Raw genomic sequence first — 26,060 nt, forward strand, 5'->3', positions numbered from 1 at the left:
TGGCGCGTCTCGAGCGGAGGAGTCAAGGCAGGCGACATCGATCTGATCGCCCCCAGGGGGACGGTGAACGCGGGAGATGCCGGCATTCGCGCCAATAACCTCAATATTGCGGCACAGGTCGTGCTGGGTGCGGATAATATCGTGATGGCAGGTACTTCCACCGGCACCCCGGTAGCCGATGCCAGCGTGGTCACAGCCACCACCTCCGGCGCTACCCAGCAGGGGGATGACGTTTCCAAGGCAACGGCTGCCTTATCGCAAAATCTGTCGGAAGCGGCGCGAACATCCGATGAGATGAGGAAACTCAAGCCCACCTTTATCTCGACCGAGGTGATCGGGCATGGGGAATAATGGACCCGAAGGCTGGAACGAGGGATGCGACAGGACCAGAGCGCTGCGCGCCCCAGTCCTCGTAGCGGTTAAACGGGCTCCTTGTATTTCGCAGGGGGAACATGCTCTGGCGGCCGCGTACGGTCCGAGGGAGGAGTATATTCCGGGGGTGTGCGGTCTTCAGGAGGAATGCTATCTTCCGTACGATAGGAGGAGCGCGGCATTGCCGCAATCGCTACGTCTTTTATGCCTCCGACGACGCTGACAAGAATGTCGCGCACGCTCGTGACAGCGGTAGTGCCAATCTCGCCTATCCCTTGAGCTGCCGCATTTACCGTTGTCCTTGTGACATCGACAGCTTCCGTACCGACCGCGCGCGTGGCTTGCAGCGTATGGGATATCGTGTTACGCACCAGGTTGACAATATCAGCTTCGATTTCATCGATGCCTCTTAAGCCGCTGGCAATGCCTGTCTTTACGGTATTGCCTGCATCCTCCACTGCGCGGGCAGTGTCCGAGTGATAAGGGAGCGTCGTATCGACGTACCTATCATCTCCGCGGACATACCTTTCAGAGGGGCGAGGGGTTTCATCTCTGGGAGGCGTCCCTGCCTCGGTATATCTTTCTTCCTCCGCGGTGCTGTGCAAGGGTTCTTCATCTATGGGTGTTTCCATATGTCTCCGCTTTTTTTCATCGGGATGCGGCTTTTCCCCAGGGTGCTTATCTGATTTCGGCGTATTCATTTCAAATTCCTCCTAGGCATAGTTACAAATCGCACGTTATGGCCGTGTAAATGCGTCTCGCGTTCTGCTGCATTTTGCTGCTTTTCTGCGGAGCCCTGGCCGGAACTCCGCAACCCCTTGGCTCGCTCGTTTTCTGCAACAGGTTTTTATTTGGCGAGAGTTTCAGAACTGCTATTCCCGCATTTCGGATCTAGGAGGGCGTGGTTCTTCCTTGCGCATTGGCGGCTTGAGTTTTCGAGGCGACCACCGCGCTTCCCTCCCCGCCAGTTTCCATCTCTGATCTGACCTCGGCCATCAGGTCATCCACTGTTTCGCCCAACTCTGCGAATGATTCCCGCCCCTTCTCGTAAAGACGGATGCTGCCCTTGATGGTCGCTTTGGTAAGCGACCGGGAGGCATTGGTCAGGAACGGACGCAGCACTGGCGCGAGCAGTGTGGCGCCAACGCCAGCAACCAAGCCAACGATCAGGTTGCTCTTGAAATTTTCGGAGGCCATGCTCTCTCCTGTCTCACAGTTCATAGTTATTTCTAGACAGATTTTGCATTTTTACAAGTCCTGTCATAACACTTTAATATTCGAAACACCTGCTCCCGAAGCAGCGGTCGAGATGAATGATTCCTATCTTTGCATGTTCTACTTGTTCAGAGCTTGCTTTGGTCAAATGCTTCAGGCCCGGAAGCGTCCTTTCCCGGAAAGGAGATTTCCGAGGAATCGTGGATAGGGTGCGGAAATTTGTTGATAAGGAAAGAATCCGGAGGAAGCATGGGACTCTTTACAGTCGCTCACGGTCATCTACTCACACTACCGCAGCCGGATATCAAAGTGGGTGAAGTGTGGGTGATCAGGATAACGCAACTCCCCGCCCCGCACCTACCTGCTGGATACGCCCCCTGCCCTCTTGCAGGCGAAGCGGGTTTGCCATTAGCAATGACCAGGGTAGTGAAGTCGCTTACCAGAACAGTGGATACGCCGTCTGCCACGCTGACCGTCCACGTGCTGTATTCGCCATCGATAAACTGGAACGCCGGATTCTTGTTGCTGGTAGGGTAGTCCAGGTCCAGGTAAAAATCGTAACCTGCATCTTTCCCAGGCGGATTTATTCCTGTTTTCCCAATAGCACAATGCTTGGAATAAGGCTTATATTTTGATGATGTCCAGTCCAGGTGGAATAAACATTTCCCCTAACGTGAAAAGTGGCGCGATCTTCGCGCCACGCTCTTCATGAGAGAACAGGGTATTGACTCTGAATGTCTTGAAAGGCGCCCAGAAATTCCACCGGATTAACGGGGATCTGAGAAGCCGGAGATCAGGTGGCAGTGCGCATTTCGCGCAGCCTACGGCGGGGAAGTTTGCGGGTTTCGTCGTGATAAGCCGCAAAGACAGTGTGCATGTCTAATTCCGACCTGGATTTTCCGGCAGAACGAAGCTTTTTGTTAATACCTTTTTCCAGCCAGTGATCAAACTCATCCTGGGTGTAACCGTACAGATCAATGTATCTTCGTTTCTTCATATTTAATATTTCTCTCGAAATGGAAAACATGTCAACCAAAGAGGACTGGTGATTTCAGAAAAGGAATCTCCGATAAAGCCTGGGGACCGCTTGTACGTCGAGACGCATTCTGACAATCCTTAGGTAAAAGATATGTTCGGTACCGCACCTTCGCCAAGGGGCAAGCAAACGATTTTTCATGGACGAAGGCGGCTCGATCAGCTTACAAGCGCTCGCTCCGCGAGGCCGCAGATGCGGCTGGGCGCGGACGTGCGGCGGAAGGATCCGGGAGCAGACTTGCGTAACCTTCTTCATAGGTTGTTCGAATAAGCGCCCATGTTCTGCAGGAGGCTTCCCATGGAGGCCAATCAAAGATTTTTGAGCTGCTGCCCCAGACAACGGCAAGTCAGGTGCCAATCACGCCGCCATCATCTTTAGTGATGACCACCACAGCGGAGCGTGGCTTGGAGGGGGAACCGCTGGCCGTAGTGGGACCGTTTTGACCGCTGTCGGGCCAGGTCGAGTTCTGGGTAAAATGCGTTTCCCAATCCTCCCCGGGGTGCTGGATGCCGACGAACAGGGTTTTGCCGTCCGGGGAACTTGTAACCCCGGTGACCTCGCAGTACTTCGGCGCAGTGAGGAACCTGCGCGTCTCGCCCGTGGAAGGATCCGCGCATAGCATGACATTTCCCCCGATATTGGCCCAGTCGCCAGTGGCATCACCTGCCTGGTCGGTCTGTATCCACAGGCGGCCATCCTGATCGAACCAGAGGCCGTCGGGAGCGCCGTAATCATCGCCCTTAATATTGCCTCGATGATGCGGCTGTGGGTCCAGCTTGTCACCGCATTCAACGAAAATGTCCCATTCGAAATCCAGGGCGTCGACCTTGCCCATGTTTTCGCGCCAACGGATGATGTGACCGTAACGGTTGTCCAGCCTGGGGTTTGCGGCATCTACGGGAGGACGCGCATTGCCGGCGGGCCTACTTCCGTCGATGCTGTTGCTGGACGGCAGGTTGCTTCCACGACGGTTGTTGTTGGTAAGCGTCATATAGACTTCACGCGAGGCGGGGTGCGCTGCTATCCATTCCGGACGATCCATCATTGTGGCGCCTGCGCGATCCGCCGCCTGGCGCGCCTTGACCAATACTTCGGCTTGATCGGCAAAGCCATTTTCCGGCGTCAGTCCATTCTGGTTCCAGATCAGTGGCAGCCACTTCCCGCCGCCATCCGCATTGAACCTTGCCACGAAAAGCGTGCCGGAATCCAGCAGATCGCGGTTGGCCGCGCGGTTGCGGGGGTTATATTTGTTGGCGCAGACAAACTTGTAAAGGTACTCGTTGCGCTCATCATCACCCATATATATGACGACCGTATTATCGGGATCCACGACGCAACTGGCATTTTCGTGCTTGAAACGTCCCAGCGCAGTGCGCTTCATCGGTGTGCTCCTTGGATCCCATGGATCGATTTCCACCACCCAGCCGAAGCGATGCGGCTCATTCGGGTTAAGGTCGGCACGGAAACGTGCATCCATTTCGTGCCAGCGGTAACCGGACCCGCCCTTGCCGATACCATAGCGCGCTTGCCCGTTTAGAATCCGACGCTTCTGCTCCGGATCGTTTACGCCTGCCACATCTCCGGTCTCATTGGAGAAATAGCCGTTCCAGTTTTCCTCGCACGTGAGATAAGTGCCCCAGGGGGTATGGCCGTTGGAGCAGTTGTTGAGTGTGCCGAGAACATTCATGCCGCCGGGGTCGGCGGCCGTTTTCATCAGATCATGCCCAGCGGCGGGTCCGCTCAGCTTGCAGAGGGAGTTGCCGGTAATGCGGCGGTTGAAGGCGGAAGTACGCTTGACCTCCCACATGCCGTTCTTTTTCCATACCTCGACCACGCTGATGCCATGCGCGGCCTGCTGTGCGCGCACCATATCGAGAGTGATCGAGTTAGTCGTATAGCTGGATGCGGGAGTGATGTTATTGACCAGAGGAGGATCGACATACTCATGGTTCGTCACCAGCAGGCCACGGATATTGGCGACGCCGGGTGACCCGGATGATCCCATGGGAGGAAAGGGAAACAGATGCATCCCGTCCACATGGGCACCGAAGGTGTGCAACTGTATCGTCTCGGTCATTGCGCTTCCCGGATTCCAGTGTGGCGCCTGGGTAAGGGAGTCCCCCCAGGCGATCAGTATGCGCGCGGTATAGCCGGCGGGAACGGTAACGGCGTCATCTCCGGGTGAAAGATACAGGTTGGCAGGCACTGAATCGAAACCAATGCCGTTCACAGGCGCCGGTGCTGCGTAAGCAAACTGCACCAGACCATCGAGCAGGGGGCCGCCGAATGCGACAGCCGTAAGGCCCAGCGAACGTTGGAGGAAGGCCCGGCGGGAAAGCCTGCCGGCTTCGATCAGATCATGCAGTGATGCATTGCCGGATTCGTTGCTGCTGGTGCGATCGGGATTGTTCTTTCTATCAGCGTGGAGGGTGCTACTCATCATGTTTCCTTGTTTAAATGGGTTCAGCCGGCTTTATTCCCATGTTGGGAATTGATGCGAGTCACTGTGCCTGGATGAGCTTCAGCAGAGAACCCATTATTACGGTTTTGTGTTACAGAATTTGTATTGGCATATTCAGTCAAAAAACTGAGCCGAACGTACCTGAACGGTTTGGTTGCGCGGCCAGCTCTGCAGATCAGGAGCGGAACCGGGGCTGCCTCGAAAGGGGTTCTTGTTTACACCGAGAGGCGATGCATGAAAGGAGGCTGTGTCTTATTCAATTCGTAGGGAGCGTGTCAGCAAAACGAAGAAAATGAATCCGACATAACCGAGCGATGAAGGAGGGTCAGGCGAACAGGATTAACTGATGAAATAACTGATGAGATGAATGGGCTAACATTCATCGACGTTGCGCACATAGGGGAGAGCGGGGGGTCTTGGCGGGCTCGAATGAGGGAGTTTGACCTGAGCGGGTTGTTGCCAAAGAACTTCTACTTCAGGCCCATGCAGTTGGCGTAATAGGTCACTGTGGCAGGCCAATCGCTGAAGATGCCCAGAATACCTATATCCCGGTTCAGGACGTCCAGTACTTTCATCACATCGCCTTCGCGCCTTATCGCCGAATCGAAAGTCTGGTAATAAAAGCCGTTATCGCCGTCACCCAGTATTCCGGAGCGCTCCAGTGTCCAAGTGATGAGGCCTAGTCCTGCGGCCCTGGCCTGCATGGCGTAGCTGGACGGAATGATATTGCCGCTCCCATCGATATCCAGCAGCGCGTATATGGGAGGGGCGACAATATTGATGCCCTCGGCTTTGTAAGCGGTCAACTGGCTGGCATTGGGAAGATCAGCGACCGTATTGGCATCGTCGAGATAAACTGCCTGCCTCCCGAAATCCGGCTCATTGGCGATCCAGTAGCGGATATCGCGGATATCGAAGGACTGTGGAAAGACGTCGCGAGGTTTGATATCCGCAGCCTTGTACTCGTCGATCATCTGTTGAGCATAATGTTCCTGCGTGTAGTCGCTGACTCCGTCCCCATCGCTGTCATAAGGCATTGCTACCTCTGCGCTCTTGAGTTCGGGTGTCATTTTTGCCCCCAGCTTGCTGAAGAGTTCGATACTCTCCCGGTGGCTGAGCAGAGTTCCACTGGTAGGGCCGGCGTACAAGTCAGTGCGCCATGCAGGTGTGCCGCCCACGTATTCCGCCACATTCCTTGCGCCGGGGTTGAAGGCGTCCATCTTGCCTTTCAGGCTCTTGAATTCTTCCACGGTGATGTCGCTCGTGCAGCACTGGGCGGAAGCTTCCTGAATCAGGTTTCCAGAAGCATCGAACTGTGCGGGCGCAAAAGGCCGCGTGCATTTTTCAGCCAGAGGTGTTTCCAGAATATTTGTGGTGGTGTGCAGATCGCACTGCGAATGGCGGCACACCAGTTCCTTATCCCTGGTAAACGTTACATCGCACTCCAGAATGCCGGCACCCATGCGAGCGGCTGCCCGATAGGATTCCGCCGTATGTTCGGGAAACTGCAATGGCGCACCCCGATGACCGATGGAGAAGTATGTTTTCCTGAACGGGCTGGTACTGCAACGCGTGAGCTTGCTCTTGAGTTTGCCGGGCTCCATATCCTCGACAAGGAAAAAAGGACGAGGGCCGAGTTGAATATTGCCGCCGGAATTGTCAGGAGAAGCATCATGGAAGGGAGTTCCTTCCATGCCGTCGTTTTTTCCGCTGGCCAGGGCGGGCGCAATAATCAGCAAGACAAGGAAGAAAAATAAGATTATCAGTACGGGATGGAAGAATGTTCGGCGGGTCATGTTGTCATTTCTCCTTTGTTCCGGGGACGGATTTAGCCGCGAGGTGAGTTGGGCAAACGTTAGCCGGCTTCTTTTTCATTTTGATGAGAGATTTGTTAAACCTGAGTCATGACCTCCAGAAGTCTTTTCCTGCAGACAGTCACATGATCCGTTCGGATCACGGTTCATTACCAATGGCTGTAATCAGATGCATGGATAATTCCCCGCTGTTTATTGGGGTTAATTTGCATGCGCTTCCTGCCGCTTCTGTTCGCCTTTGTGTTGTCGACGTGGTCTTTTTTCAGTTATGCGTGGTGGAATGAGGACTGGACAAGCCGCAAGAAAATCACGCTGACAGGCCCATCAAGCGAGGTAACGGACGTACCCGTATTAATCCCCCTGCATACAGGCAACTTCGACTTCTTCTCGGCAAGCGATAATGGCGGTGATGTGCGCCTGGTCGCCGGAGATGACAAGACCGCGCTCAAGTTCCATTTTGAAAAATGGGATGTTGCAAACGAGTTGGCGCTCATCTGGGTGAAAGTACCCAGACTCTCGGCCCAAACCGAAATTTTCCTTTACTACGGTAATGAAAATGCGACATCGGCAGCCGACCCCAAAGGGACGTACGATGCCAGCAGCGCGATCTATCATTTTGCCGAACCGCAGGGAAACCCTCAGGATAGCGGCTCCAACAACTTGCACGCACAGTCCTCTGCGCATGTAGCGGCATCATTTTCGAATGGCGGCGCAGGGTTCGATGGCGCACAAAGCCTGATTCTCCCCCCAATACAGGCAGCAGGAGGCTACAGCTTCAGCGTATGGGTCAAGCCCACCTCCCCTAGCGGCATCATTTATCAGTCCGATAACGTGAGCGTCTCGCTCGATGACGGCCTGATCAGGATGCAATCAGGGGGGCGAGCGTGGTTTCCGACCAGCCTTTTGCTGCCGGGCAGTGGCATCACGTCGGTTTCACGATTTCGGATGCGCTAAGCCTGTATATAGATGGCAAGGCGACTGGCGAAGCCCGGAATGTGGTATTGCCCGCGGGCAGCGTGACCTTGGGGGGGAGATTCAAGGGCGAGATGGACGAAGCGCAGGTGTCGGGGCTTGTGCGGCTAGCCGAATGGATTGCGGTTCAGGCTGCACTGGGACCGGACGGCAAGCTGGTTGTGATGGGTGAAGAAGAGACCATCGAAGGTGACTCCGATGCCTCGCACATGAGCATCATCCTGAAATCGCTGACCGTGGATGGATGGGTTGCGATTGGTCTCCTGACGGTGATGCTGCTGATGAAAAGAATATCATGAGCCGCCGGAAAAAAAAGATTCTGCCGCTTCTGGCCCGGGGGATGATCGTTGCTCTGTTGGTAGCCCCCTGGCCTTCCACCAGCGCAGCGGGCACTGCCACCGACAGGAATGCTAAGAAAGAGCGACAGATGCTGCGGCGCATGCAACAGCAGTTGAACGAAATGCAGCAGCAGAAATCGGCACTCGATCAGGAGAAAACGGCGCTGGAAGAAACGCTGAAGAATGCCAGCAAGGAAACGGAGTCTCATAAAAAGTCTGCGGCCAGTGCCGCAGCCAAGGCATTGCGGCTCGAAAAGGATATCGAAGCGGCAAGCCGGGAAAAAGCGGAATTGGGCGTCCAACTCAAGGAAGGGCAGAACAGAACCAGGAGCTCACCTCCAACGCAAACAGCTGGAACAGGATCTGAAGGTCAAGGCAGCGGCGCTGGCAAAGGAGGGGGAACAAAGAAACCTGTGTGAAACGAATAACGGCGAGCTCTATCGCATCGGGCGCGAACTGGTGGATTGGTATACCAGCAAGGGGCCTTTGAACGCGATTCTGGAGGCCGAACCGTTCACAGGGATGAAGAGCGTCGAAGTGGAAAATCTGCTCGAAAGTTATCGTGAAACGCTTGAAACCCGGCATCTGGAACCTTCTATCAGCCGCGAAATCCGCGAGGTCCACGGGCATCTGCTACCATAGGGAAGCGAGCGGATGAGCCTTATGTTTCCCGATGTTCCCGGCGGTACCGCGCCTGCCAGTCCTGCTTGACTGGTAAATATTGCATCAAGGGAAAGCACTATCGTTTGTTTATGGCTTTAGGATGTATATCCCCTTGGCCCTCTTCAGGAGAAATCATGACGTCAACAGCAGGCAAGCAGAATTCAAGAAAACAGAATTCAAAAAAACCTGGCCGGACAGCAAAGGAAGCGGCAATATCACAAAATGACCCGCCGGCTTCCGTCCTGACGGGGACGCCAGCGGAAGTTGTCAGACCTCGCAGGTCGAGGGCATCGGACAAGACCGGTTCGCACAGCCCGAAAGAAGACAAACCGCGGAAGCGCGTAGCGGAGGCAAGATCAGAGAAGGAAATGGAAATGGACGCGAACGCGGAGGAATTTTCCAATACCGCCACGCCGAAGAAAAATAAACGGATACGCGACAGTTATTCTATCCCTGAGAACGAGCACAAGCAGATTTCCATGCTTAAGAAGCGTTGCCTGGATCAGGGCCGGCGGGCGAAGAAGAGCCAGATTTTGCGGGCTGGCATTCTCGTGCTGGCGCAAATGGACGACACCGAACTTCTCGCTGTCATGGAACGGATCGGGTGACCGCGTAGCGATTTTTCATCAGCGATTTCTCATCGCTCGCTGACCGCGTCGCTCCTGACAACAGAGAATTTCTTTCCGCCTCTTTCCGCCTCTTGCCGCCCCATGGACGTCGATTCTTTGCTCGAAAGAGCCGGCGTATCAAACCTTTTTCCGTTGGCCTTGCCCGTCGGATTTGGAGAAGAGATAATATCGGTCTCTTCGCTATCCTGGTTGTATCCGTCAGCTTCGGCGTAAAATAAGATATGAGCGACGTGCATATGTCTTTCAGGGTGGACTTCATCGGGTGGATTTCTTACTATGCTGTTGATGATCGATAATTACGATTCCTTCACTTATAATCTGGTCCAGTATTTTGGCGAACTGGGCGAGGAAGTGAAAGTGTTTCGCAATGATGAAATCACTCCTCAAGAAGTTGCACAGTTAAAACCTGAGCGCATCGTGATCTCCCCAGGCCCGTGCACGCCGAGCAAGGCTGGAATATCCATACCCCTGATCGAGCGCTACAATGAACAGATTCCCTTGCTGGGTGTCTGTCTCGGTCATCAGAGCATAGGGCAGGCCTTCGGCGGAAAAATAATTCATTCGGTACGACCGATGCATGGCAAGACCTCCCTTATCTTTCATGATGGGGCAGGAGTGTTTCGTGGTTTGCCTAACCCGTTCACCGCAATCCGTTACCACTCTCTCGTCATTGAACGGGAAACTCTGCCCGACTGCCTGGAAATCACCGCTTGGACCGAAGATGGAGAAATCATGGGGGTGCGTCACAAGACCCTGCCCATCGAAGGTGTGCAGTTTCATCCGGAATCCATTCTGACCGAGCATGGGCATACATTGCTCGGGAATTTTCTGAACCAGTGAAAACTGAAGGAAGTGGTATGAATCCCAGCCAAGGGGTTGAAACGGTTGAAAGAGTTGGAGCGGTATCAGTCAGTAGCAGGCCCCTGTGAGTCCGCAGGAAGCACTGACACGCCTCATCGAGCGCCGTGAAATCTTTCATGATGAAATGCTGTCGCTCATGCGACAGATCATGCGCGGAGAACTCTCCCCCACGCTGATTTCAGCGATTATCACCGGGTTGCGTGTGAAGAAGGAAACCGTGGGCGAGATCGCTGCTGCGGCACAGGTAATGCGCGAATTTGCCGCCCGCGTGGAAGTACAGGATGATCGCCTCGTCGATACATGCGGAACAGGAGGGGATAGTGCCCATACTTTCAACATTTCCACCACCGCTGCGTTTGTCGCCGCGGCTGCCGGCGCACGGGTGGCGAAACATGGCGGACGCTCTGTTTCCAGCAAATCGGGAAGCGCCGATGTGCTCGAAGCACTGGGTGTCAATCTCGACCAGACACCGGCGCAAATAGCGGAGAACATAAGTGAAATCGGTCTCGGTTTCATGTTCGCACCCAATTTCCACAATGCCATGAAACATGCTGCCCCCGTACGGCGCGAGCTGGGGGTGCGCACCCTGTTTAATATCCTCGGGCCGCTGACCAATCCCGCCGGAGCAAAAAATCAACTGCTGGGCGTATTCCATCCCGATCTCGTGGGCATCATCGCACGCGTTTTGCATCGGCTGGGCAGCCGTCATGTCATGGTGGTTCATGGCGGTGCCAGCAACCAGGGCGGGCTGGATGAGATCACGATAGCTGGCGAGACCCTGGTAGGTGAACTCAGGCACGGCGAGATCCTCGAATATACCGTCAGGCCGGAAGATTTCGGCATGAAAGCGGCTCCCATTGAAACAATACAAGCGCATGACACCACTCAGTCTGCAGAGATGCTGAGAGCGGTATTGAATAATCAGCCGGGGCCGCCGCGGGATATCGTATTGCTGAATGCGGGTGCGACGATTTATGTGGCTGGTATCGCAGAGTCGCTCGCGCAAGGTGTAAAAAAAGCGCATGCCGCTATAGAAAGCGGTGCTGCGAGGGAAAAATTGCAGGAGCTGGTGGAATTCTCAAACCGGCAGAACCGCGGTGAGGTTTCTTTTGTTTGATCATGGCTAATATTCTTCAGGAGATTCTGGCGATAAAGCGACAGGAGATTGCGGCATTGAAAGCGCAGGGTTCTCTTGCCGTGCTTCGCCGCCAGGCGGAGGCGTTACCGCCCCCAAGGGATTTCGTTGGCGCGCTTCGCAAGAAACTTGCCCTGGGATTACCGGCCGTCATTGCGGAAATAAAGAAGGCCAGCCCCAGCAAGGGTGTGTTGCGTGAGCAGTTCGACCCCGCAGCTATCGCAGTGAGCTATGCCCAGCATGGCGCGGCCTGTCTGTCGGTTCTGACAGACCAGCAATATTTCCATGGCAGTGCGGAATATTTGAAGCAGGCCAGAAGCGCTTGCGATCTGCCGATCCTGCGCAAGGATTTTATGCTGGACGAATATCAGGTCGCCGAAGCGCGGCTCATGGGTGCGGATTGCATCCTCATCATTGTCGCCGCCTTCCGCGATCCTTTCATTTCGGCCGGGAGCTACCGGCAGGAGGAAGAAGCGGTAGTGGAAATGCGCAAGCTGGAGTTGCTGGCTCATGCGCTCGGGATGGCCGTTCTGGTTGAGGTTCATGATGGTGCGGAACTCGAGCTGGCGCTGGAACTGGCGTCTCCCCTGATCGGCATCAATAACCGCAACCTGCATACGTTTGAAACCCGCCTGGATACGACCCTGCATCTGCTTGACCGCATTCCGCCAGACCGCATGACCATCACCGAAAGCGGGGTACTCACATCTGATGATGTTGCGCTGATGCGCGGGCACGGAGTAGGCATCTTCCTCGTAGGCGAAGCCTTCATGCGTGCTTCTGATCCCGGGGCCGAGTTGGCGAGGTTGTTCGGGTAATTCATCAATCGTCCGGGTTGCATTCAACCCACAGGGTTCCGAAGGTTCCCATGCTTTGTTGCAAAAAAGCAACACATATCCTTATCCAGTTCCCAAACTCTCTTTATTTCCTTGCTAGGCGTTGTTACGTTAGGCACAATCTCTCAACCCTCTCATTTTCGGGAGGTCCAGGCAGCGGGAATAAACTCCCACCGAAATAGGGTCGGTGCGAGGCCCCACCGTTTCAACTTTAAAGGAGATTTTCCACATGAAAAAGAAACTGATTGCGCTGGCCGTCGCCGGTGCACTCGCGGCCCCGGTGGTTGCATCCGCTCAGGGGACAAACGTTACGCTTTTTGGTCGGGCACAAGCCGAATACAGTCTCGTTGATTTTGCTAGCCAGCCCAGCCAGGGGGCACTCCAGGACAATTCCCGCTCTTCCCGCTGGGGTCTGCAGGTTACAGAAGATCTGGGCAACGGCCTGAAAGCAAATGCCCGCCTTGAATTCGGGCTTAACACCGGCTCCGGTTCCGCCACCACGCCTCGCGAGCAGTGGGTCGGTCTCTCCCACAGCCACTGGGGTGATATCAGGTTTGGCCGTCTCCAGTCCCCCTTCAAGGACTTCGCCGGGGGTATGACAATCGATCCGTTCGCCTACACCACCCTGCAAGCGAACGGTGCCGGTGGAACCATGTCCGGTGCAGCTAATGGCATGGGGTCTGGTGCGAATACTTTCGTCAACAGCGCCATTCGTTATGATTCCGCAAGCATCGAAGGATTCACCTTCTCGGGTATCTTGATGCCCGGTGATGCCAATTCACTCAACCCGCTTCAAAGTGGCAGCATCATTTCCGGCTTCCTTCCCGGCGGCCTGGGCAGCAATGGCAATACTGGCGGGCGAAATGGTGAATTCGATGGACAGGCGGCGGCCAAGTACCATGCCGATTTCATGGGCATGGGCCTCGATATCTTCGGCGGTTATTCGCGGGACAATGCCAGCGGCATCCAAAAAAGCCTCGGTCTCAGAACGGAAGAAATATGGCGTGTCGGTGCTTCCTGGGCCTGGGAAAACTTCAAGCTGAGCGGCCAGTATGAAGACGTCAACAATGCGCTTGGGGCCGCCACATGTAGCACTGCCGCTTCCCTGACGGCGAATCCGCTCGATTCCGGACTGGTTTCCGGTCAGTGCAACTCCGCCATGAACTGGGGCGGAGACGGAAATCTCTGGTTTGCCAGCGCCCAATACAGATTGGGCAACACCACGCTGGTGGCGCAGGGCGGTATGACCAAGGCCCATGCTGGCGGCGTGAATGCCGCGGCTGCGCGCAAGGCTGACAGCTTTACTGTCGGTGCGATTCACAACCTGAGCAAGCGGACGAGCATTTTTGGTGGTTATCAACATGTTTATCTTGATAACCCCAATGGACCGGCAGCCAATAACCTTATTGCTACTGGTGCGGGCGCCCCTCTTCTTGGAACTGTTGGATATACAGCACCTAACTATGTAAATGGTGGTGCTAACCGTTCGACCTTCACGATCGGTCTTCGCCACAACTTCTGATTGTTGTTCAACAGAAAAAAGGGGCGCTTCGGCGCCCCTTTTTTTCCATCTTCGATTAAATGTCAATTGCATTGAACCGCGACTTCTGACGAACCCGTTTGACCAGCCACTGAGCAGCCTTGTCGGGCCAAATTATGTTCTCTGTGCAGTTTAACCCTGGATGAGTTGTGAGTTTAGTTTGGGAAATATACGTGTTAACATGCTTACAGGACAAAACGTTACAGCAATTCGATCAAGAAGAATGGCAAGTAACTGCCGGATCGAAAGACAGGATGAAAGCAGTAGAAGGGGAAAGTACAGGTAGTTTCAGCAAGGCTTATCGCCTGATTGCCCTATTCTAAGGGCGAACCCAGATCATTTTTTTCGAGGTTTCGCAAAAACGAACCAGCATTGAAGTGTCCCGCTGCAACTTCAGACACCTTCAGCACCTGCAAAACAATAGGAAGAAATCAGGTGACCCCAACCTGACATTAATAAAGTTTACGGAAGTTTTTTGGAGGATTTATACATGGGAGTTCCTTTACGTCAACAGATAGCTGTCGGCACTTATCTGCTCAAGCAAAAGTTGGGAGGAGTAAAAAAATATCCTATGGTCTTGATGCTGGAACCCCTGTTCCGGTGTAATCTGGCCTGTGCCGGCTGCGGTAAGATCGATTATCCCGATCACATTCTGGACAAGCGGATGTCGTATGAGGAATGCATGCAGGCGGTCGATGAGTGTGGAGCCCCCATGGTTTCCATCCCCGGCGGGGAGCCGTTGATACATAAGGAAATGCCGGAGATTGTCAGAGGCATCATTGCGCGCAGGAAATATGTTTATCTGTGTACCAATGCGCTTTTGTTAAAAAAGAAGATTGACGACTATACCCCTTCGCCTTATTTGACCTTTTCCATCCATCTGGATGGCCTGAAGGAAAGGCATGACGCCTCTGTCTGTCAGGACGGGGTGTTCGACCGCGCGGTTGAGGCTATAAAACTGGCGGTTGCAAAGGGATTCAGGGTTACCGTCAATTGCACTCTGTTCCAGGGTGAAACACCGGAGGATGTTGCGGAGTTCCTCGACTATGCGATGGAGCTGGGGGTGGAGGGTGCGACGATCGCGCCCGGATTCAGTTATGAGCGCGCTCCCAGGCAGGATATCTTCATTAAGGGGAAGGATACCAAGAATCTCTTCAGGGGCATTTTCAAGATAGGCAAGACCCGTAAATGGAAGCTGAATCACTCGTCGCTTTATCTCGATTTTCTCGCGGGCAACCAGAACTATCAGTGCACGCCCTGGGGTAATCCGACGCGCAACATTTTCGGTTGGCAAAAGCCCTGCTATCTGCTTCCGGATGAAGGATATGCATCCAGTTTCCAGGAGCTGCTGGATGATACTCCGTGGGATAAATATGGCAACAGCAGCAACCCGAAGTGTGCCCAATGCATGGCACATTGCGGCTATGAAGCCACAGCCGTGGAAGATATGCTGCAGCATCCGCTGAAAGGACTGATCACCTCCATCAGAGGGCCGAAAACAACGGGACCGATGGTGGCGGAGCCTACACCGAAATGGGCGCGAGAGGAGCTGAAAACCCCGGCGACGCTTGCGGGAATTCCGGTCAAGATAGAGCGATAGCGTTGCCCGTTGCCGAAACGGCGACACTGCGTTGATCAGCAACCGTAAAAGTCAATGCGCGCTGGGTTTGGTCGAAACAACTTTACCACGAGCGGGTCTGATCGGGCGATCGGGCTGACCCCTCCGATCCTGCCAAATACTCAGGCGCGAGCGGCAAAAGGCTAAAGGGGTTGGGATGTAATCATAGAACGTCACGATGGGGATATCTGATTTCCGAGGTGTAGAAACTATCGGCCACTCGATGCAGAACCCACATGGCCGGATATTGCAACGAATATTGCCGCATGGACCCTCTGACAAACCATGTGCATGAATAAACTGCTATAAAGATTATCAACATGAAGATCCTGAGTGCACTGAAATTACTGCTGCAACTTCAAATAATTGCCGGGATGCTTCTGGTGGCGTCTCCCTCCTGGAGCGAAACCCAAGAGTCGGGAACGCCGGAGCAAGTCGTCAAACAGTTGCAGGAAGCACTCATCAAGGCGATGCGCGAGGGCGCAAAGCTCGGCTATGAGGGACGCTATGAATTGCTGGCTCCTGTCATCAATCAGACACATGATCTTGATTTTATCGCGCGCACCTCGCTGGGAGCGAACTGGACGCAATTGAGTGCTGAACAGCAGCGTACCTTTACAGACACTTTTCGCAAGCTGAGCATAGCTACTTACGCAAGTCAGTTCAAGGAATATGACGGCGAGCGGTTTGAGTTTCTCGAGCGTCAATCCATGCCCCGGGAGCAGGTAATGATACGCAGCAAATTGATTCAATCCGGCGGCGAACCAGTACGCTTTGACTACATGCTGCGGCAAGGAAAGGACGGGTGGCGTATCGTGAATATTCTGGCCGACGGTGTCAGCGATCTGGCACTGAAACGTGTCGAGTATAGGGCGATTCTTCAGCGCGATGGTTTTCCAAAGCTCGTCGACATGCTCAAGCAGAAGATCGAGCAGGCAGGAAAAGACTGAACACTGCAAATCTCACGACAAATCTTGAGCCAACTCATCCGGAATAAATCGGTGACATCCAGAGAACTGCATGGGCAAAAGGGGCCGGTTTTGTAATAAGAGGCAGAAACCTTCGGGCAAAACCTTGATCGTCATTTCCGTGAAAGCGGAAATTCATCGATTTATAATATTATTGCGTTGAAAAACCGGATACCCGCTTTCACGGGTATGACGGCATCTTGATGAGCCCGAGGAAAAACCCCTACTTCAGGTTTCCCTTTTTGCATTCTGTCTCGCCAACGACCCGGGATTCTTTTTTACCTCGCTGCTAACCCCCGAAACCATCCTCTGATGACGGATCGATTCTCCGACATTGCTTCCCCAGCATGACCACAACAAACAACGACTCGGAAAGCCGCATCTACCGTATTTTTGCAGCTTGGGCCACTGTTTGCTATCGTCATAGCGCCTGGGTTCTTTTTACAGCACTGCTGATTTCCGCAGGATGCAGCGTCTACGTCTGGCGCAATCTCGGCATGAATACCGACACAACCGACATGCTCTCCAAGGATCTGCCGTTTCGTGTCAACATAACCCACTACAACAAGACATTTCCGCAGGATGTCGACACGCTTCTGGTAGTGCTGGAAGCACCGACGCCTGAGCAGGTCCATCAGGCCACCGAACGCCTTGCCGCGCGCCTGAAAAAAGACACTTTCAATTTCGAGGATGTCTATCCACCGACAACAGGCGATTTCTTCACGCGCAATGGCCTGCTCTATGAAAGCGTTCCGGAACTGCAGCAGATAACCGATCGTGTGGCTGCTGCGCAGCCGTTAATGGCCCATATTGCCAGAAATCCTACGCTCGCGGCTTTCGTCGATGTGCTGACGGGCGCGATAGAGGAATTGCAGAAGGGCCGCGCCATGGAGCTCAGCCCGGTGCTTGGCGCAGTGAGCGACACGGTGGGAGCGAGACTGGGAGGAGCGCCGCGTGCGTTGTCGTGGCAAGCCCTCTTCAGCGGCGAATCGCAAAAAAGCAAATACCAGGAACTGATCATAGCCAAGCCGAAGCTCAATTATGATCAGATGTTTCCCGGGGAGCAGGCCATCAAGGCGCTATCCGCGGCGGCAGGCGATGCCGGAATTACGGAGGACGGAGCAGTCCGCCTGCGTATTACCGGGGAGGTAGCGTTATCGCACGACGAACTGAGCAGTTCGCTGCTCGGCATGCAATATGCAGGAATAATCACCTTCATCCTGGTTGTCGTGGTTCTTTATTTTGCGATGCGAGCAGCCGGACTGATCATCAATGTCCTGGTCTGTCTCGCCATGGGTCTGGTTCTTACCGCGACATTTGCTACAGCCGTGGTGGGTCATGTCAACCTGATCTCCATTGCGTTTGCCGTGTTATACATTGGTCTGGGTGCCGACTTTGCAATCCACTTTCTGCTGCGTTATCGCGAAGTTCTGGAAAGCGGCAACCCATCTACCAAGGCCCTGCATGTGTCGGGCGGGGATGCAGGTGCCGCCCTTACCGCTTGCACCATCACTAACGCAATCGGCTTCTACGCGTTCATCCCTACGGATTACAGCGGCGTGGCGGAACTGGGCCTCATCTCCGGCACCGGCATGATTATCAGCCTTCTGGTAACCCTTACAATTGCACCAGCCCTGCTGCGCTACCTTCCGAAACGACAGCAAGCCGTGCCAGATACCCCTCCGAAAGCGTCGGTTGGCAGAGTACTGGAGTTATCCCTGAAATGGCACAGGCTGACCTATGTCCTCACGTTTGCCGCTTCAGTTGGCGCCCTTTTTTTGCTGCCTCAGGTACGGTTTGACTACAATCTCCTGAATCTGCAGGATCAGAAAGGCAAAGCGATACAGGCCTTTCGTGAACTCCTTGCGCAACCCGATCTTTCACCCTGGCATTCCATTGTCCTCGCAAAAGATCGGCACGAAGCAGGACGCCTGGCGCTCGCGTTGAGCGAGCTTCCTGAAGTGGATAAGGTGGTCAGTCTCCTCGACTTCGTGCCGGCGGATCAGGAAGAAAAGCTGCAACTCATCGAGGAAATGGCGTTGACCGTGGGACCGATCGAGGGGGTGGGGCAGGATCGCCGCGTGGACAGTTCCATCCAGAAACAGCGCGAGGCGCTCGACGCATTGACCGCCGCGCTGGATAGTTTTATTGCCGCCCGCCCGGAGCATGCGGCAGTTCCGGCCGCACGCAAGCTCAGGTCATCCCTGAGTTCCCTGTTTGAACAGCTTGATACAGCCAGTCCTGCCGACCAGGTCGCCTTGTTGCGGTCCCTGGAGGGAGATCTGCTGGTTACGTTGCCTGCGGCGCTGGAGAACCTGCGTACGGCGACGGAAGCCAACCTGTTTGGCGAGCAGGATTTGCCGGCATCGTTGAGCAGCCGCTGGCATGCCCAGTCAGGCGAATATCGCTTGGCAATTTATCCATCAGAAGACCTGAACGACAATGATGCATTGCGGCGCTTCGTGCGAAGCGTGCAGAAAGTGGCGCCCGAAGTGACGGGAGCGCCAGTGGTGACCCTTGAAGCAGGCGAAGCGGTAGTGCAAGCATTCGTACAGGCGTTTTTGCTTGCGCTCGTTGGAATTATCGTTGCCCTGCTGGTGTTATTGCGCAGTGTAAAGTACATGCTGCTGGTCCTGCTCCCGCTGTTGCTGTCCAGCCTGTTCACCGCTGCGTTCACAGTCCTGCTGGATGTTCCGTTCAACTTTGCCAATATCATTGCTCTCCCACTTTTGCTTGGCCTGGGGATCGATAGCAGCCTGCATATGGTGCACCGCAGTCTGAATAATGAACTGGTAAGCGAGATGCTGATCCATACCAGCACTGCGCGGGCGATTTTTTACAGCGCGCTGACTGCGCTGGTGGATTTCGCAAGCCTGATGTTCTCGTCGCACAGAGGCACTGCGAGTATGGGAATAATGCTTACCGTGGGGCTGGCTTTTACGCTTATCTGTACGCTGGTAATACTGCCTGCATTGCTGCGCGCGCCGGCCAAAGGGGCAAAGGCTCAATTTGTGCGTTAGTCCGGCAATAATTGTATACTTCGCACCTGTAGCGGTTTGTGGGCATCCCCCTTCCATGCGGATTCTGATTCTGGCGGACAGATTAACAGGGACGTAGCCTTCCCTTTACGGATGGTGGCAAATATGCGAACTTCCTTCCTGTTGTTGGCATGCATATCACTGTTTACCGGTTGCGCGACGCTGCATAAGAACGATGCGAGTATCGATACGATCGATCCGAATGAAAGAGCCAATCGACAGTTTTACAATTTTACCGACAAGGTGGACCGGGCGGTTCTGGCGCCGGTTGCGGATGCCTATATAAAGCATGTGCCCGACCCCCTGCAGCGCTCGATCGGCAATTTCTACGACAACCTTGCATATCCCAACGTCATTCTTAATGATTTCCTCCAAGGTAAAGTACGGCAGGGATTCCAGGACACCCTTCGTTTTGCGGTCAACTCGACCATTGGTCTGGGCGGGCTCTTCGACATGGCAGGCCCCATGGGGTTGCCACAGCATGATGAAGATTTCGGGCAGACACTCGGCGTCTGGGGCGTTGATACCGGCTCCTACCTTTTTGTCCCTCTGATCGGCCCCAGCAGCTATCGCGATGCGCCCGGCATTCCTGTGAGCGTTTTCAGCAACCTTTTGTTTTATGCGGGTACTGTCGCCAGCAGCGCAGTTGTAGCTCCAATCACGGTTTTAAGTATCATAGACAGGCGGGCACGGTTGTCCGGCCCCATGCGTATTCGGGACCAGGCGGCGCTGGACCCTTATCTTTTCGTTCGCGAAGGTTTTTTACAGCAGCGCAAGCATTTGATCTATGATGGCGACCCGCCGCCCGAGAGCCTGGACGAATTCGCAGATGAGGATTCCGTACAGAACGAGGCGACGTCCGAGCCCTTGCGATGAGATTTTAATCAAATCTCAACTGCTGCTTCCATACTCGTCCAGCGGTGCGCTGCATTGCCATAAACATCCTTGCATGAATCTCGACGATGTACCGGTTCCGGGGCCGAATCGAGTAAAATCATGCTTTTAATAGTTTTTATGGCTACACTCACACCCCTGCGATGTGTTCTTCCCTGAAACTTTAAAGAGGCGCTAGGTAAAAATACATGAAAAAATTCGGAGGTATGGCGAGAACTTCTTTGCAAGCTCAATCCCCGGGCTCAAACAATACTCCCGCAATGGACGAAAAAATGCTGAAAGCGGGACTGGAAGCGGCACGCGGTGCGCTGCTGGCTCAGCAGAGGGAGGATGGCCACTGGTGCTTTCCATTGGAGGCCGATTGCACGATTCCCGCCGAGTACATACTGATGATGCACTTCATGGATGAAGTGGACCTGGACCTGGAGGTCAGGATTGCCCGCTTTATTCGTGAAAAACAGGATGCAGCGCACGGAGGCTGGCCGCTCTACTACGGCGGTGAGTTCGATCTGAGTTGCTCGGTCAAGGCCTATTATGCTCTGAAAATTGTGGGGGACTCACCGGACGCGCCCCACATGGCGCGTGCGCGTGCAGCAATTCTGAAGCATGGCGGCGCAGCGAGAGCAAACGTATTTACACGCCTGTTGCTTGCCATGTATGACCAGCTTCCCTGGCGAGGCGTGCCATTTGTGCCGGTTGAAATCATACTGTTTCCCAAGTGGTTCCCATTCCATACCAGCAAGGTCGCGTACTGGTCGCGGACAGTAATGGTTCCGCTGTCTATCCTGTGTAGCCTGAGGGCGCGCGCGGTGAATCCGCGCAAAGTCGCCATCCGTGAATTGTTCACGGTTCCCCCGGAGGAGGAGCGGAATTATTTTCCGGTACGTACTGCGCTCAATCGCGTGTTTCTGCTGATCGAGCGCACTCTCTCCCTGCTCGAACCCTTCATACCCAAAGGAGTGCGCAGATTGGCGCTGCGGCGGGCGGAAAGCTGGATCATGGAAAGGCTGAACGGCGATTCAGGTCTGGGGGCGATCTTTCCTGCCATGGTGAATGCCAGCGAAGCTCTGGCATTGCTTGGATACCCGTATGATCATCCCGCACGGGTGCAATGCCGCAAGGCGCTGCGCCTGCTGCTGGTGGAGGAAGGCGAGCGTACTTGGTGCCAACCCTGTGTTTCCCCAGTATGGGATACCGTCCTGACCTGTCTCGCTTTTCAAGAGGATACGGAGGTCGATCAGAGGCCCATCCGGAAAGCGCTCGACTGGCTGGTTCCCTGCCAGGTGCTCGATGCGCCGGCGGACTGGCAGGAAGATCATCCCGGATTACCGGGGGGGGGCTGGGCTTTCCAGTACGCAAATCCCCACTATCCCGATCTCGACGACACGGCTGCGGTGGCTTGGGCATTGTACCAGGCCGACCCCAAGGCTTATCAGGAAAGCATCAGCCGGGCTGCCGATTGGCTGGCAGGGATGCAGTCCAGCAATGGCGGGTTTGCGGCTTTCGACAGCGACAATACGTATTACTATCTCAACGAGATCCCGTTTGCCGATCATGGGGCGCTCCTTGATCCTCCGACCAGTGATGTTTCCGCCCGCTGTGCAGGTTTTCTCGCCTTGTACGGCCAGTCCAGGCATAAACAGGCGCTGGAACGAAGTCTGGCATACCTCTTCAATGAACAGGAGGCCAGTGGCGCCTGGTTCGGCCGCTGGGGCAGCAATTACATCTATGGAACGTGGTCCGTGCTGGAGGCCTTCCGTCTGGCCGGGACAGATACCGGTCATCCTGCCATCCGACGCGCGGTGCACTGGCTCAAATCCGTGCAGCGGGAGGATGGCGGATGGGGAGAAAGTAACGACAGCTACCTTTCCCCCCAGCAGGCAGGCCAGTTTCATACCAGTACTTCTTTTCATACCGCATGGGCATTGCTTGCACTGATGGGAGCCGGCGAATGGCGCAGTCATGAGGTTCACCGGGGAATTGGTTACCTCTTGCGGGAACAGGACAGCGATGGGCTCTGGCATGAACCCTGGTTTACCGCTCCCGGCTTCCCGAGGGTTTTCTACCTCAAGTACTACGGGTATACGAAATATTTCCCGGTATGGGCATTGACCCGATTTCATGCATTGAACCGGAAGTTCCCCGCGTGACGGGGGTCGGCATCATAGTCGCCATGCGGGTGGAGGCGCGTTGCATAACGCCATTGCGCCTCTTCTTCAATCAAAGGACAGATCTCGGGAATGGCGCTGCCGTCTGGCTTTGTGGAGTGGGGGCAGAGGCGGCCGGCGCAGCCGCAACCGGGCTGAAGAATGCAGGAGCTGCTGCGCTGATGAGTTTCGGTTTTGCGGGCGCATTGCATTCCGTCCTGCATTCCGGAGCGCTGATGCTGCCTGAGTCGATCCATACGGGCGGTTGTCTCCTGCCAGTCGATTTGAATTGGCGTACTCGCCTGCAGCGATGCCTGCCCGATCAGCTGAGTGTAGCAGGTGGAATCCTGGCTGCCAGCAGCAAGGTCCTTACCTCCACTTCTGCAAAGCGCGACCTGGCCGAATCCACCGGCGCGAATGCAGTAGATATGGAAAGCGGTGCAGTCGCCGAAGTTGCCACGAATGCCGGATTGCCATTCATGGCGGTACGCGCTATTTCAGATCCCCTCGACTTCTCACCTCCGCGTGTTCTGCTTGAGGCAGTACGGCCGGACGGAAGTCCTCACCTGGGACGCTTGCTGGGGCTGTTACTGAAGCGCTCGTTGACTCTCGGCACGCTACTGCGGCTGGCCTCGGACGCGCATGCCGCGCGCTCTACCTTGTCGATGGTGGTACGATATGCCGATGCGGAAATGCGGGCCGTTCATTCGCCCGAGCCCTCGCTGGGCGGATATATCGCCAAGTAGCAAGCCGTTGGCTCTGATCGTTCTTGAGGTGGGTGATCAGCGTGTAAACTTCCCCAGTGGGATGTGCAACGCCTGCCGGTGCGCTGGAAATCCAATAATATCTTGAGAATTCACCCTGTTAAAGAGTAAAATGTCGCCCTTTCGCATCAGGCGTAATGGAGAGTAGCATGGCAGTCACAACCGATCAAAAAGCAGAGGTGGTGCGCGATTATCAACGGGCCGCAGGAGACACGGGTTCTCCCGAAGTGCAGGTGGCGTTACTGACCGCTCGTATCAACGATCTGGCCGATCATTTCAAAACGCATGTCAAGGATCATCACTCCCGCCGCGGTTTGCTGCGGATGGTAAGCCGTCGGCGCAAGCTGCTCGATTATTTGAAGCAGAACAGTGTGGAGAGCTACCGGACGCTGATAGAACGGCTTGGCCTGCGTAAATAAAAGTAAATCCCCGATTGAGATAGCAGCGGAATAACCTATTGCTCCTTGAGCATCGGAATGGCTTCCGCTTGTATCGGTTGCGCGACCGCGGCTATGGTGCCGGGAGCGAAACCGGAATGATTTAATCGAAAAGGGCAGTTAATTGAAAATCAAGAAAAGTGTTACGTACGGGTCTCATCAGCTAACATTCGAAACCGGAGAAATAGCAAGACAAGCCCATGCCGCCATTATGGTCAGCATGGGCGATACCGTTGTCCTGGTTACCGTGGTAGGTGCAAAAAGCGCCAAGCAGGGGCAGGATTTCTTTCCCCTGACGGTGGACTATCAGGAAAGGAGCTACGCGGCTGGCAGAATACCCGGTAGTTTTTTCAAACGTGAAGGCCGTCCCTCCGAAAAGGAAATTCTTACCTCCCGTTTGATCGATCGCCCGATCCGTCCCCTTTTTCCTGAAAATTTCTACAACGAAGTGCAGGTGGTAGCCACCGTCCTGTCTTCCGATAACGAAGTAGATGCCGATATTCCCGCCATGCTGGGCGCATCTGCCGCGCTAGTGCTCTCGGGCATTCCGTTCAACGGGCCTATCGGCGCCGCGCGGATTGGCTACATCAATGGCGAATATGTATTGAATCCCGATACCAGTGCACTGAAGCAGACACAGCTGAATCTGGTCGTGGCTGGCACGCGGCAGGCTGTGCTGATGGTGGAATCCGATGCGATGGAGCTGTCGGAGGACGTCATGCTGGGCGCCATCGTTTATGGTCATCAGCAAATGCAGGTTGCCATCGATGCGATCAATGAACTGGCGGATGAGGCGGGCGTGACCGCATGGGACTGGGAGCCGCCTGCAAGAGACCCTGCACTGGCCATTAAAATTGCGGAAATGGCAGAGAATGATTTACGTGCCGCTTTCCGCCAGAAGCAGAAGCAGGTAAGGTCCGAGACCATAGACAGCATCTGGACAAGAGTCTTTACCGAACTCGGCGTCGAGGACGGGGAAGGTCCCGATGCCCAGGCGGTGAAGGAGGCCTGTTTTGCCCTGGAATCGAGAATCGTGCGCTCGCAGATTCTGGACGGCGAACCGCGCATCGATGGACGCGATACCCGCACCGTCCGGCCAATAACGATCCGGACCGGCCTCCTGCCGAGGACCCACGGTTCAGCATTATTTACCCGCGGAGAAACCCAGGCGCTGGTAGTTGCAACGCTGGGAACCGGTCGCGATGAGCAGAAAATCGATGCTCTCCAGGGAGATTACTCCGAGCGTTTCATGCTTCACTACAACATGCCTCCCTATGCCACCGGAGAGACGGGACGGGTTGGAACACCCAAGCGGCGTGAAATCGGGCACGGACGGTTGGCAAAACGAGCCCTGGTTGCAGTTCTGCCTTCCCCGGAAGAGTTTGGCTATTCGCTTCGCGTGGTTTCTGAAATTACCGAATCCAATGGCTCCAGTTCCATGGCATCCGTTTGCGGCGGCTGCCTTGCATTGATGGATGCCGGTGTACCTCTGAAGGGGCACGTAGCAGGTATCGCCATGGGGCTCATCAAGGAAGGCAATCGGTTTGCCGTGCTCAGTGATATTCTGGGTGATGAGGATCACTTGGGCGACATGGATTTCAAGGTGGCGGGTACCGAAAATGGCATTACTGCCCTGCAGATGGATATCAAGATTCAGGGGATCACCAAAGAGATCCTGCATGCTGCCCTGGTACAGGCAAGGGAAGGACGGATACATATTCTCACGATCATGAAGCAGGTGTTGCCGGCCAGACGCGAGGATATCTCGGAGCATGCTCCCCGTATCATCAAGATCAGAATCAACCCCGAGAAAATACGTGACGTCATAGGGAAAGGGGGCGCAGTGATCCGTGCGCTTACCGAAGAGACAGGCACCACCATCGATATTACGGACGATGGCACCGTCATGATTGCATGTGTCAACGCGGAGGGCGGTGAGCTGGCGAAAAAACGTATCGAAGACATCACGGCCGAAGTTGAAGTGGGGCGGGTATACGACGGAACAGTACTGAAGCTTCTGGATTTTGGCGCCATCGTCAGCGTCCTGCCCGGCAAGGACGGCCTGCTGCATATCTCGCAAATCGCCAATGAGCGCGTCAACAATGTCGGCGATCATCTCAAGGAAGGACAGGTAGTTCGGGTGAAGGTCCTGGAAGCTGACGACAAGGGAAGGTTGCGTCTCAGCATGAAAGCGGTTGCCACCGACGTGGCGGACAACGCCGCCACCTGATGGCGGAACAGAGAGAAGAATTTCCTACAAAGAGCAGCGTCGCCATTTTTTCCTGTGCGGTTCCTCGCCCTCTTATCCCAGCCTTTTCTCCT

Annotated in this window: 25 protein-coding genes; 20 read left to right on the forward strand and 5 right to left on the reverse strand. The window is 54.9% G+C overall.

The window, feature by feature from the left end; translation table 11 throughout:
- The first annotated feature begins 63 nt into the window (after positions 1 to 63).
- Positions 64 to 351: a filamentous haemagglutinin family protein gene (locus BMY01_RS11275; RefSeq protein ID WP_074747206.1), complete on the forward strand. Its 288-nt coding sequence runs from the start codon at positions 64 to 66 to the stop codon at positions 349 to 351.
- 68 nt (positions 352 to 419) lie between these two features.
- On the opposite strand, the gene BMY01_RS11280 is transcribed toward BMY01_RS11275, so the two are convergent.
- Together BMY01_RS11280 and BMY01_RS11285 are read right to left on the reverse strand one after the other, a co-directional pair.
- Positions 420 to 1,004 (reverse strand): hypothetical protein, encoded by a 585-nt coding sequence (locus BMY01_RS11280; protein ID WP_139176883.1) that lies wholly within the window; start codon positions 1,002 to 1,004, stop codon positions 420 to 422.
- Positions 1,005 to 1,263: 259 nt separating this feature from the next.
- Complete coding sequence (locus tag BMY01_RS11285) at positions 1,264 to 1,569, reverse strand: DUF5132 domain-containing protein (RefSeq protein WP_074747210.1); 306 nt, start codon at positions 1,567 to 1,569, stop codon at positions 1,264 to 1,266.
- A 267-nt stretch (positions 1,570 to 1,836) separates the two neighbouring features.
- Between BMY01_RS11285 and BMY01_RS17815 the strand changes: the two genes are divergently transcribed.
- Positions 1,837 to 2,124, forward strand: a complete 288-nt coding sequence (locus BMY01_RS17815; RefSeq protein ID WP_074747212.1) for a hypothetical protein — start codon at positions 1,837 to 1,839, stop codon at positions 2,122 to 2,124.
- 256 nt (positions 2,125 to 2,380) lie between these two features.
- Here BMY01_RS17815 and BMY01_RS11295 read toward each other — a convergent pair whose 3' ends face one another.
- The 3 genes from BMY01_RS11295 to BMY01_RS11305 all read right to left on the reverse strand — a co-directional run bounded on the left by BMY01_RS11295 (position 2,381) and on the right by BMY01_RS11305 (position 6,880).
- Positions 2,381 to 2,584 (reverse strand): hypothetical protein, encoded by a 204-nt coding sequence (locus BMY01_RS11295; protein WP_074975159.1) that lies wholly within the window; start codon positions 2,582 to 2,584, stop codon positions 2,381 to 2,383.
- 385 nt (positions 2,585 to 2,969) lie between these two features.
- The gene (locus BMY01_RS11300; protein ID WP_074747217.1) at positions 2,970 to 5,063 is read right to left on the reverse strand and encodes a PhoX family protein; all 2,094 of its coding nucleotides are present in this window, start codon (positions 5,061 to 5,063) and stop codon (positions 2,970 to 2,972) included.
- Positions 5,064 to 5,554: 491 nt separating this feature from the next.
- Positions 5,555 to 6,880, reverse strand: a complete 1,326-nt coding sequence (locus tag BMY01_RS11305; RefSeq protein ID WP_074747219.1) for a glycerophosphodiester phosphodiesterase family protein — start codon at positions 6,878 to 6,880, stop codon at positions 5,555 to 5,557.
- Between the two features lie 228 nt (positions 6,881 to 7,108).
- Between BMY01_RS11305 and BMY01_RS11310 the strand changes: the two genes are divergently transcribed.
- The 18 genes from BMY01_RS11310 to pnp all read left to right on the forward strand — a co-directional run bounded on the left by BMY01_RS11310 (position 7,109) and on the right by pnp (position 25,968).
- Complete coding sequence (locus BMY01_RS11310; protein ID WP_074747221.1) at positions 7,109 to 7,852, forward strand: DUF2341 domain-containing protein; 744 nt, start codon at positions 7,109 to 7,111, stop codon at positions 7,850 to 7,852.
- Positions 7,783 to 8,169, forward strand: a complete 387-nt coding sequence (locus tag BMY01_RS18370) for a LamG-like jellyroll fold domain-containing protein (RefSeq protein WP_074747223.1) — start codon at positions 7,783 to 7,785, stop codon at positions 8,167 to 8,169. The genes BMY01_RS11310 and BMY01_RS18370 overlap by 70 nt, the downstream gene beginning before the upstream one ends.
- The gene (locus BMY01_RS11320) at positions 8,166 to 8,627 is read left to right on the forward strand and encodes a hypothetical protein (protein ID WP_074747225.1); all 462 of its coding nucleotides are present in this window, start codon (positions 8,166 to 8,168) and stop codon (positions 8,625 to 8,627) included. The genes BMY01_RS18370 and BMY01_RS11320 overlap by 4 nt, the downstream gene beginning before the upstream one ends.
- Positions 8,628 to 8,694: 67 nt before the next feature.
- Positions 8,695 to 8,850 (forward strand): hypothetical protein, encoded by a 156-nt coding sequence (locus BMY01_RS17820; RefSeq protein WP_175463251.1) that lies wholly within the window; start codon positions 8,695 to 8,697, stop codon positions 8,848 to 8,850.
- Positions 8,851 to 9,005: 155 nt separating this feature from the next.
- A complete protein-coding gene (locus BMY01_RS11330) occupies positions 9,006 to 9,479 on the forward strand; it encodes a hypothetical protein (protein ID WP_074747229.1) in 474 nt (157 codons plus the stop codon).
- 297 nt (positions 9,480 to 9,776) lie between these two features.
- The gene (locus BMY01_RS11340; protein WP_074747233.1) at positions 9,777 to 10,340 is read left to right on the forward strand and encodes an anthranilate synthase component II; all 564 of its coding nucleotides are present in this window, start codon (positions 9,777 to 9,779) and stop codon (positions 10,338 to 10,340) included.
- A gap of 85 nt (positions 10,341 to 10,425) precedes the next feature.
- The gene (trpD, locus tag BMY01_RS11345) at positions 10,426 to 11,478 is read left to right on the forward strand and encodes an anthranilate phosphoribosyltransferase (RefSeq protein ID WP_074747235.1); all 1,053 of its coding nucleotides are present in this window, start codon (positions 10,426 to 10,428) and stop codon (positions 11,476 to 11,478) included.
- A 2-nt stretch (positions 11,479 to 11,480) separates the two neighbouring features.
- Positions 11,481 to 12,314 (forward strand): indole-3-glycerol phosphate synthase TrpC, encoded by an 834-nt coding sequence (trpC, locus tag BMY01_RS11350; RefSeq protein ID WP_074747237.1) that lies wholly within the window; start codon positions 11,481 to 11,483, stop codon positions 12,312 to 12,314.
- 247 nt (positions 12,315 to 12,561) lie between these two features.
- Positions 12,562 to 13,854, forward strand: a complete 1,293-nt coding sequence (locus BMY01_RS11355; protein ID WP_074747239.1) for a porin — start codon at positions 12,562 to 12,564, stop codon at positions 13,852 to 13,854.
- Positions 13,855 to 14,045: 191 nt separating this feature from the next.
- A complete protein-coding gene (locus BMY01_RS17825; protein ID WP_175463252.1) occupies positions 14,046 to 14,195 on the forward strand; it encodes a hypothetical protein in 150 nt (49 codons plus the stop codon).
- Between the two features lie 167 nt (positions 14,196 to 14,362).
- Positions 14,363 to 15,472, forward strand: a complete 1,110-nt coding sequence (hpnH, locus tag BMY01_RS11360; RefSeq protein ID WP_074747241.1) for an adenosyl-hopene transferase HpnH — start codon at positions 14,363 to 14,365, stop codon at positions 15,470 to 15,472.
- Positions 15,473 to 15,810: 338 nt separating this feature from the next.
- Entirely contained in the window at positions 15,811 to 16,440 is a 630-nt protein-coding gene (locus tag BMY01_RS11365; protein ID WP_074747243.1) for an HpnM family protein, read from the forward strand.
- 365 nt (positions 16,441 to 16,805) lie between these two features.
- Positions 16,806 to 19,478 (forward strand): MMPL family transporter, encoded by a 2,673-nt coding sequence (locus BMY01_RS11370; protein ID WP_074747245.1) that lies wholly within the window; start codon positions 16,806 to 16,808, stop codon positions 19,476 to 19,478.
- A gap of 123 nt (positions 19,479 to 19,601) precedes the next feature.
- Positions 19,602 to 20,372: an MlaA family lipoprotein gene (locus BMY01_RS11375; protein WP_254772707.1), complete on the forward strand. Its 771-nt coding sequence runs from the start codon at positions 19,602 to 19,604 to the stop codon at positions 20,370 to 20,372.
- A gap of 206 nt (positions 20,373 to 20,578) precedes the next feature.
- Entirely contained in the window at positions 20,579 to 22,540 is a 1,962-nt protein-coding gene (gene shc / locus BMY01_RS11380; protein WP_074747250.1) for a squalene--hopene cyclase, read from the forward strand.
- Positions 22,492 to 23,283: a phosphorylase family protein gene (locus BMY01_RS11385; protein WP_254772708.1), complete on the forward strand. Its 792-nt coding sequence runs from the start codon at positions 22,492 to 22,494 to the stop codon at positions 23,281 to 23,283. The genes shc and BMY01_RS11385 overlap by 49 nt, the downstream gene beginning before the upstream one ends.
- A 167-nt stretch (positions 23,284 to 23,450) precedes the next feature.
- Positions 23,451 to 23,720: a 30S ribosomal protein S15 gene (gene rpsO, locus BMY01_RS11390; protein WP_074747254.1), complete on the forward strand. Its 270-nt coding sequence runs from the start codon at positions 23,451 to 23,453 to the stop codon at positions 23,718 to 23,720.
- Between the two features lie 142 nt (positions 23,721 to 23,862).
- The gene (gene pnp, locus BMY01_RS11395) at positions 23,863 to 25,968 is read left to right on the forward strand and encodes a polyribonucleotide nucleotidyltransferase (RefSeq protein WP_074747256.1); all 2,106 of its coding nucleotides are present in this window, start codon (positions 23,863 to 23,865) and stop codon (positions 25,966 to 25,968) included.
- Positions 25,969 to 26,060: the final 92 nt, after the last annotated feature.

The organism is Nitrosospira multiformis, assembly GCF_900110185.1.
Taxonomy (GTDB): domain Bacteria; phylum Pseudomonadota; class Gammaproteobacteria; order Burkholderiales; family Nitrosomonadaceae; genus Nitrosospira; species Nitrosospira multiformis_A.

Bases quoted from the DNA above. Each gene is read 5' to 3' on its own strand.
- BMY01_RS11280 (WP_139176883.1), bottom strand. From the start codon at position 1,004: ATGGAAACACCCATAGATGAAGAACCCTTGCACAGCACCGCGGAGGAA.
- BMY01_RS11285 (WP_074747210.1), bottom strand. From the start codon at position 1,569: ATGGCCTCCGAAAATTTCAAGAGCAACCTGATCGTTGGCTTGGTTGCT.
- BMY01_RS17815 (WP_074747212.1), top strand. From the start codon at position 1,837: ATGGGACTCTTTACAGTCGCTCACGGTCATCTACTCACACTACCGCAG.
- BMY01_RS11295 (WP_074975159.1), bottom strand. From the start codon at position 2,584: ATGAAGAAACGAAGATACATTGATCTGTACGGTTACACCCAGGATGAG.
- BMY01_RS11300 (WP_074747217.1), bottom strand. From the start codon at position 5,063: ATGAGTAGCACCCTCCACGCTGATAGAAAGAACAATCCCGATCGCACC.
- BMY01_RS11305 (WP_074747219.1), bottom strand. From the start codon at position 6,880: ATGACCCGCCGAACATTCTTCCATCCCGTACTGATAATCTTATTTTTC.
- BMY01_RS11310 (WP_074747221.1), top strand. From the start codon at position 7,109: ATGCGCTTCCTGCCGCTTCTGTTCGCCTTTGTGTTGTCGACGTGGTCT.
- BMY01_RS11320 (WP_074747225.1), top strand. From the start codon at position 8,166: ATGAGCCGCCGGAAAAAAAAGATTCTGCCGCTTCTGGCCCGGGGGATG.
- BMY01_RS11330 (WP_074747229.1), top strand. From the start codon at position 9,006: ATGACGTCAACAGCAGGCAAGCAGAATTCAAGAAAACAGAATTCAAAA.
- BMY01_RS11340 (WP_074747233.1), top strand. From the start codon at position 9,777: ATGCTGTTGATGATCGATAATTACGATTCCTTCACTTATAATCTGGTC.
- trpC (WP_074747237.1), top strand. From the start codon at position 11,481: ATGGCTAATATTCTTCAGGAGATTCTGGCGATAAAGCGACAGGAGATT.
- BMY01_RS11355 (WP_074747239.1), top strand. From the start codon at position 12,562: ATGAAAAAGAAACTGATTGCGCTGGCCGTCGCCGGTGCACTCGCGGCC.
- hpnH (WP_074747241.1), top strand. From the start codon at position 14,363: ATGGGAGTTCCTTTACGTCAACAGATAGCTGTCGGCACTTATCTGCTC.
- BMY01_RS11365 (WP_074747243.1), top strand. From the start codon at position 15,811: ATGAAGATCCTGAGTGCACTGAAATTACTGCTGCAACTTCAAATAATT.
- BMY01_RS11370 (WP_074747245.1), top strand. From the start codon at position 16,806: ATGACCACAACAAACAACGACTCGGAAAGCCGCATCTACCGTATTTTT.
- BMY01_RS11375 (WP_254772707.1), top strand. From the start codon at position 19,602: ATGCGAACTTCCTTCCTGTTGTTGGCATGCATATCACTGTTTACCGGT.
- shc (WP_074747250.1), top strand. From the start codon at position 20,579: ATGAAAAAATTCGGAGGTATGGCGAGAACTTCTTTGCAAGCTCAATCC.
- BMY01_RS11385 (WP_254772708.1), top strand. From the start codon at position 22,492: ATGGGCATTGACCCGATTTCATGCATTGAACCGGAAGTTCCCCGCGTG.
- rpsO (WP_074747254.1), top strand. From the start codon at position 23,451: ATGGCAGTCACAACCGATCAAAAAGCAGAGGTGGTGCGCGATTATCAA.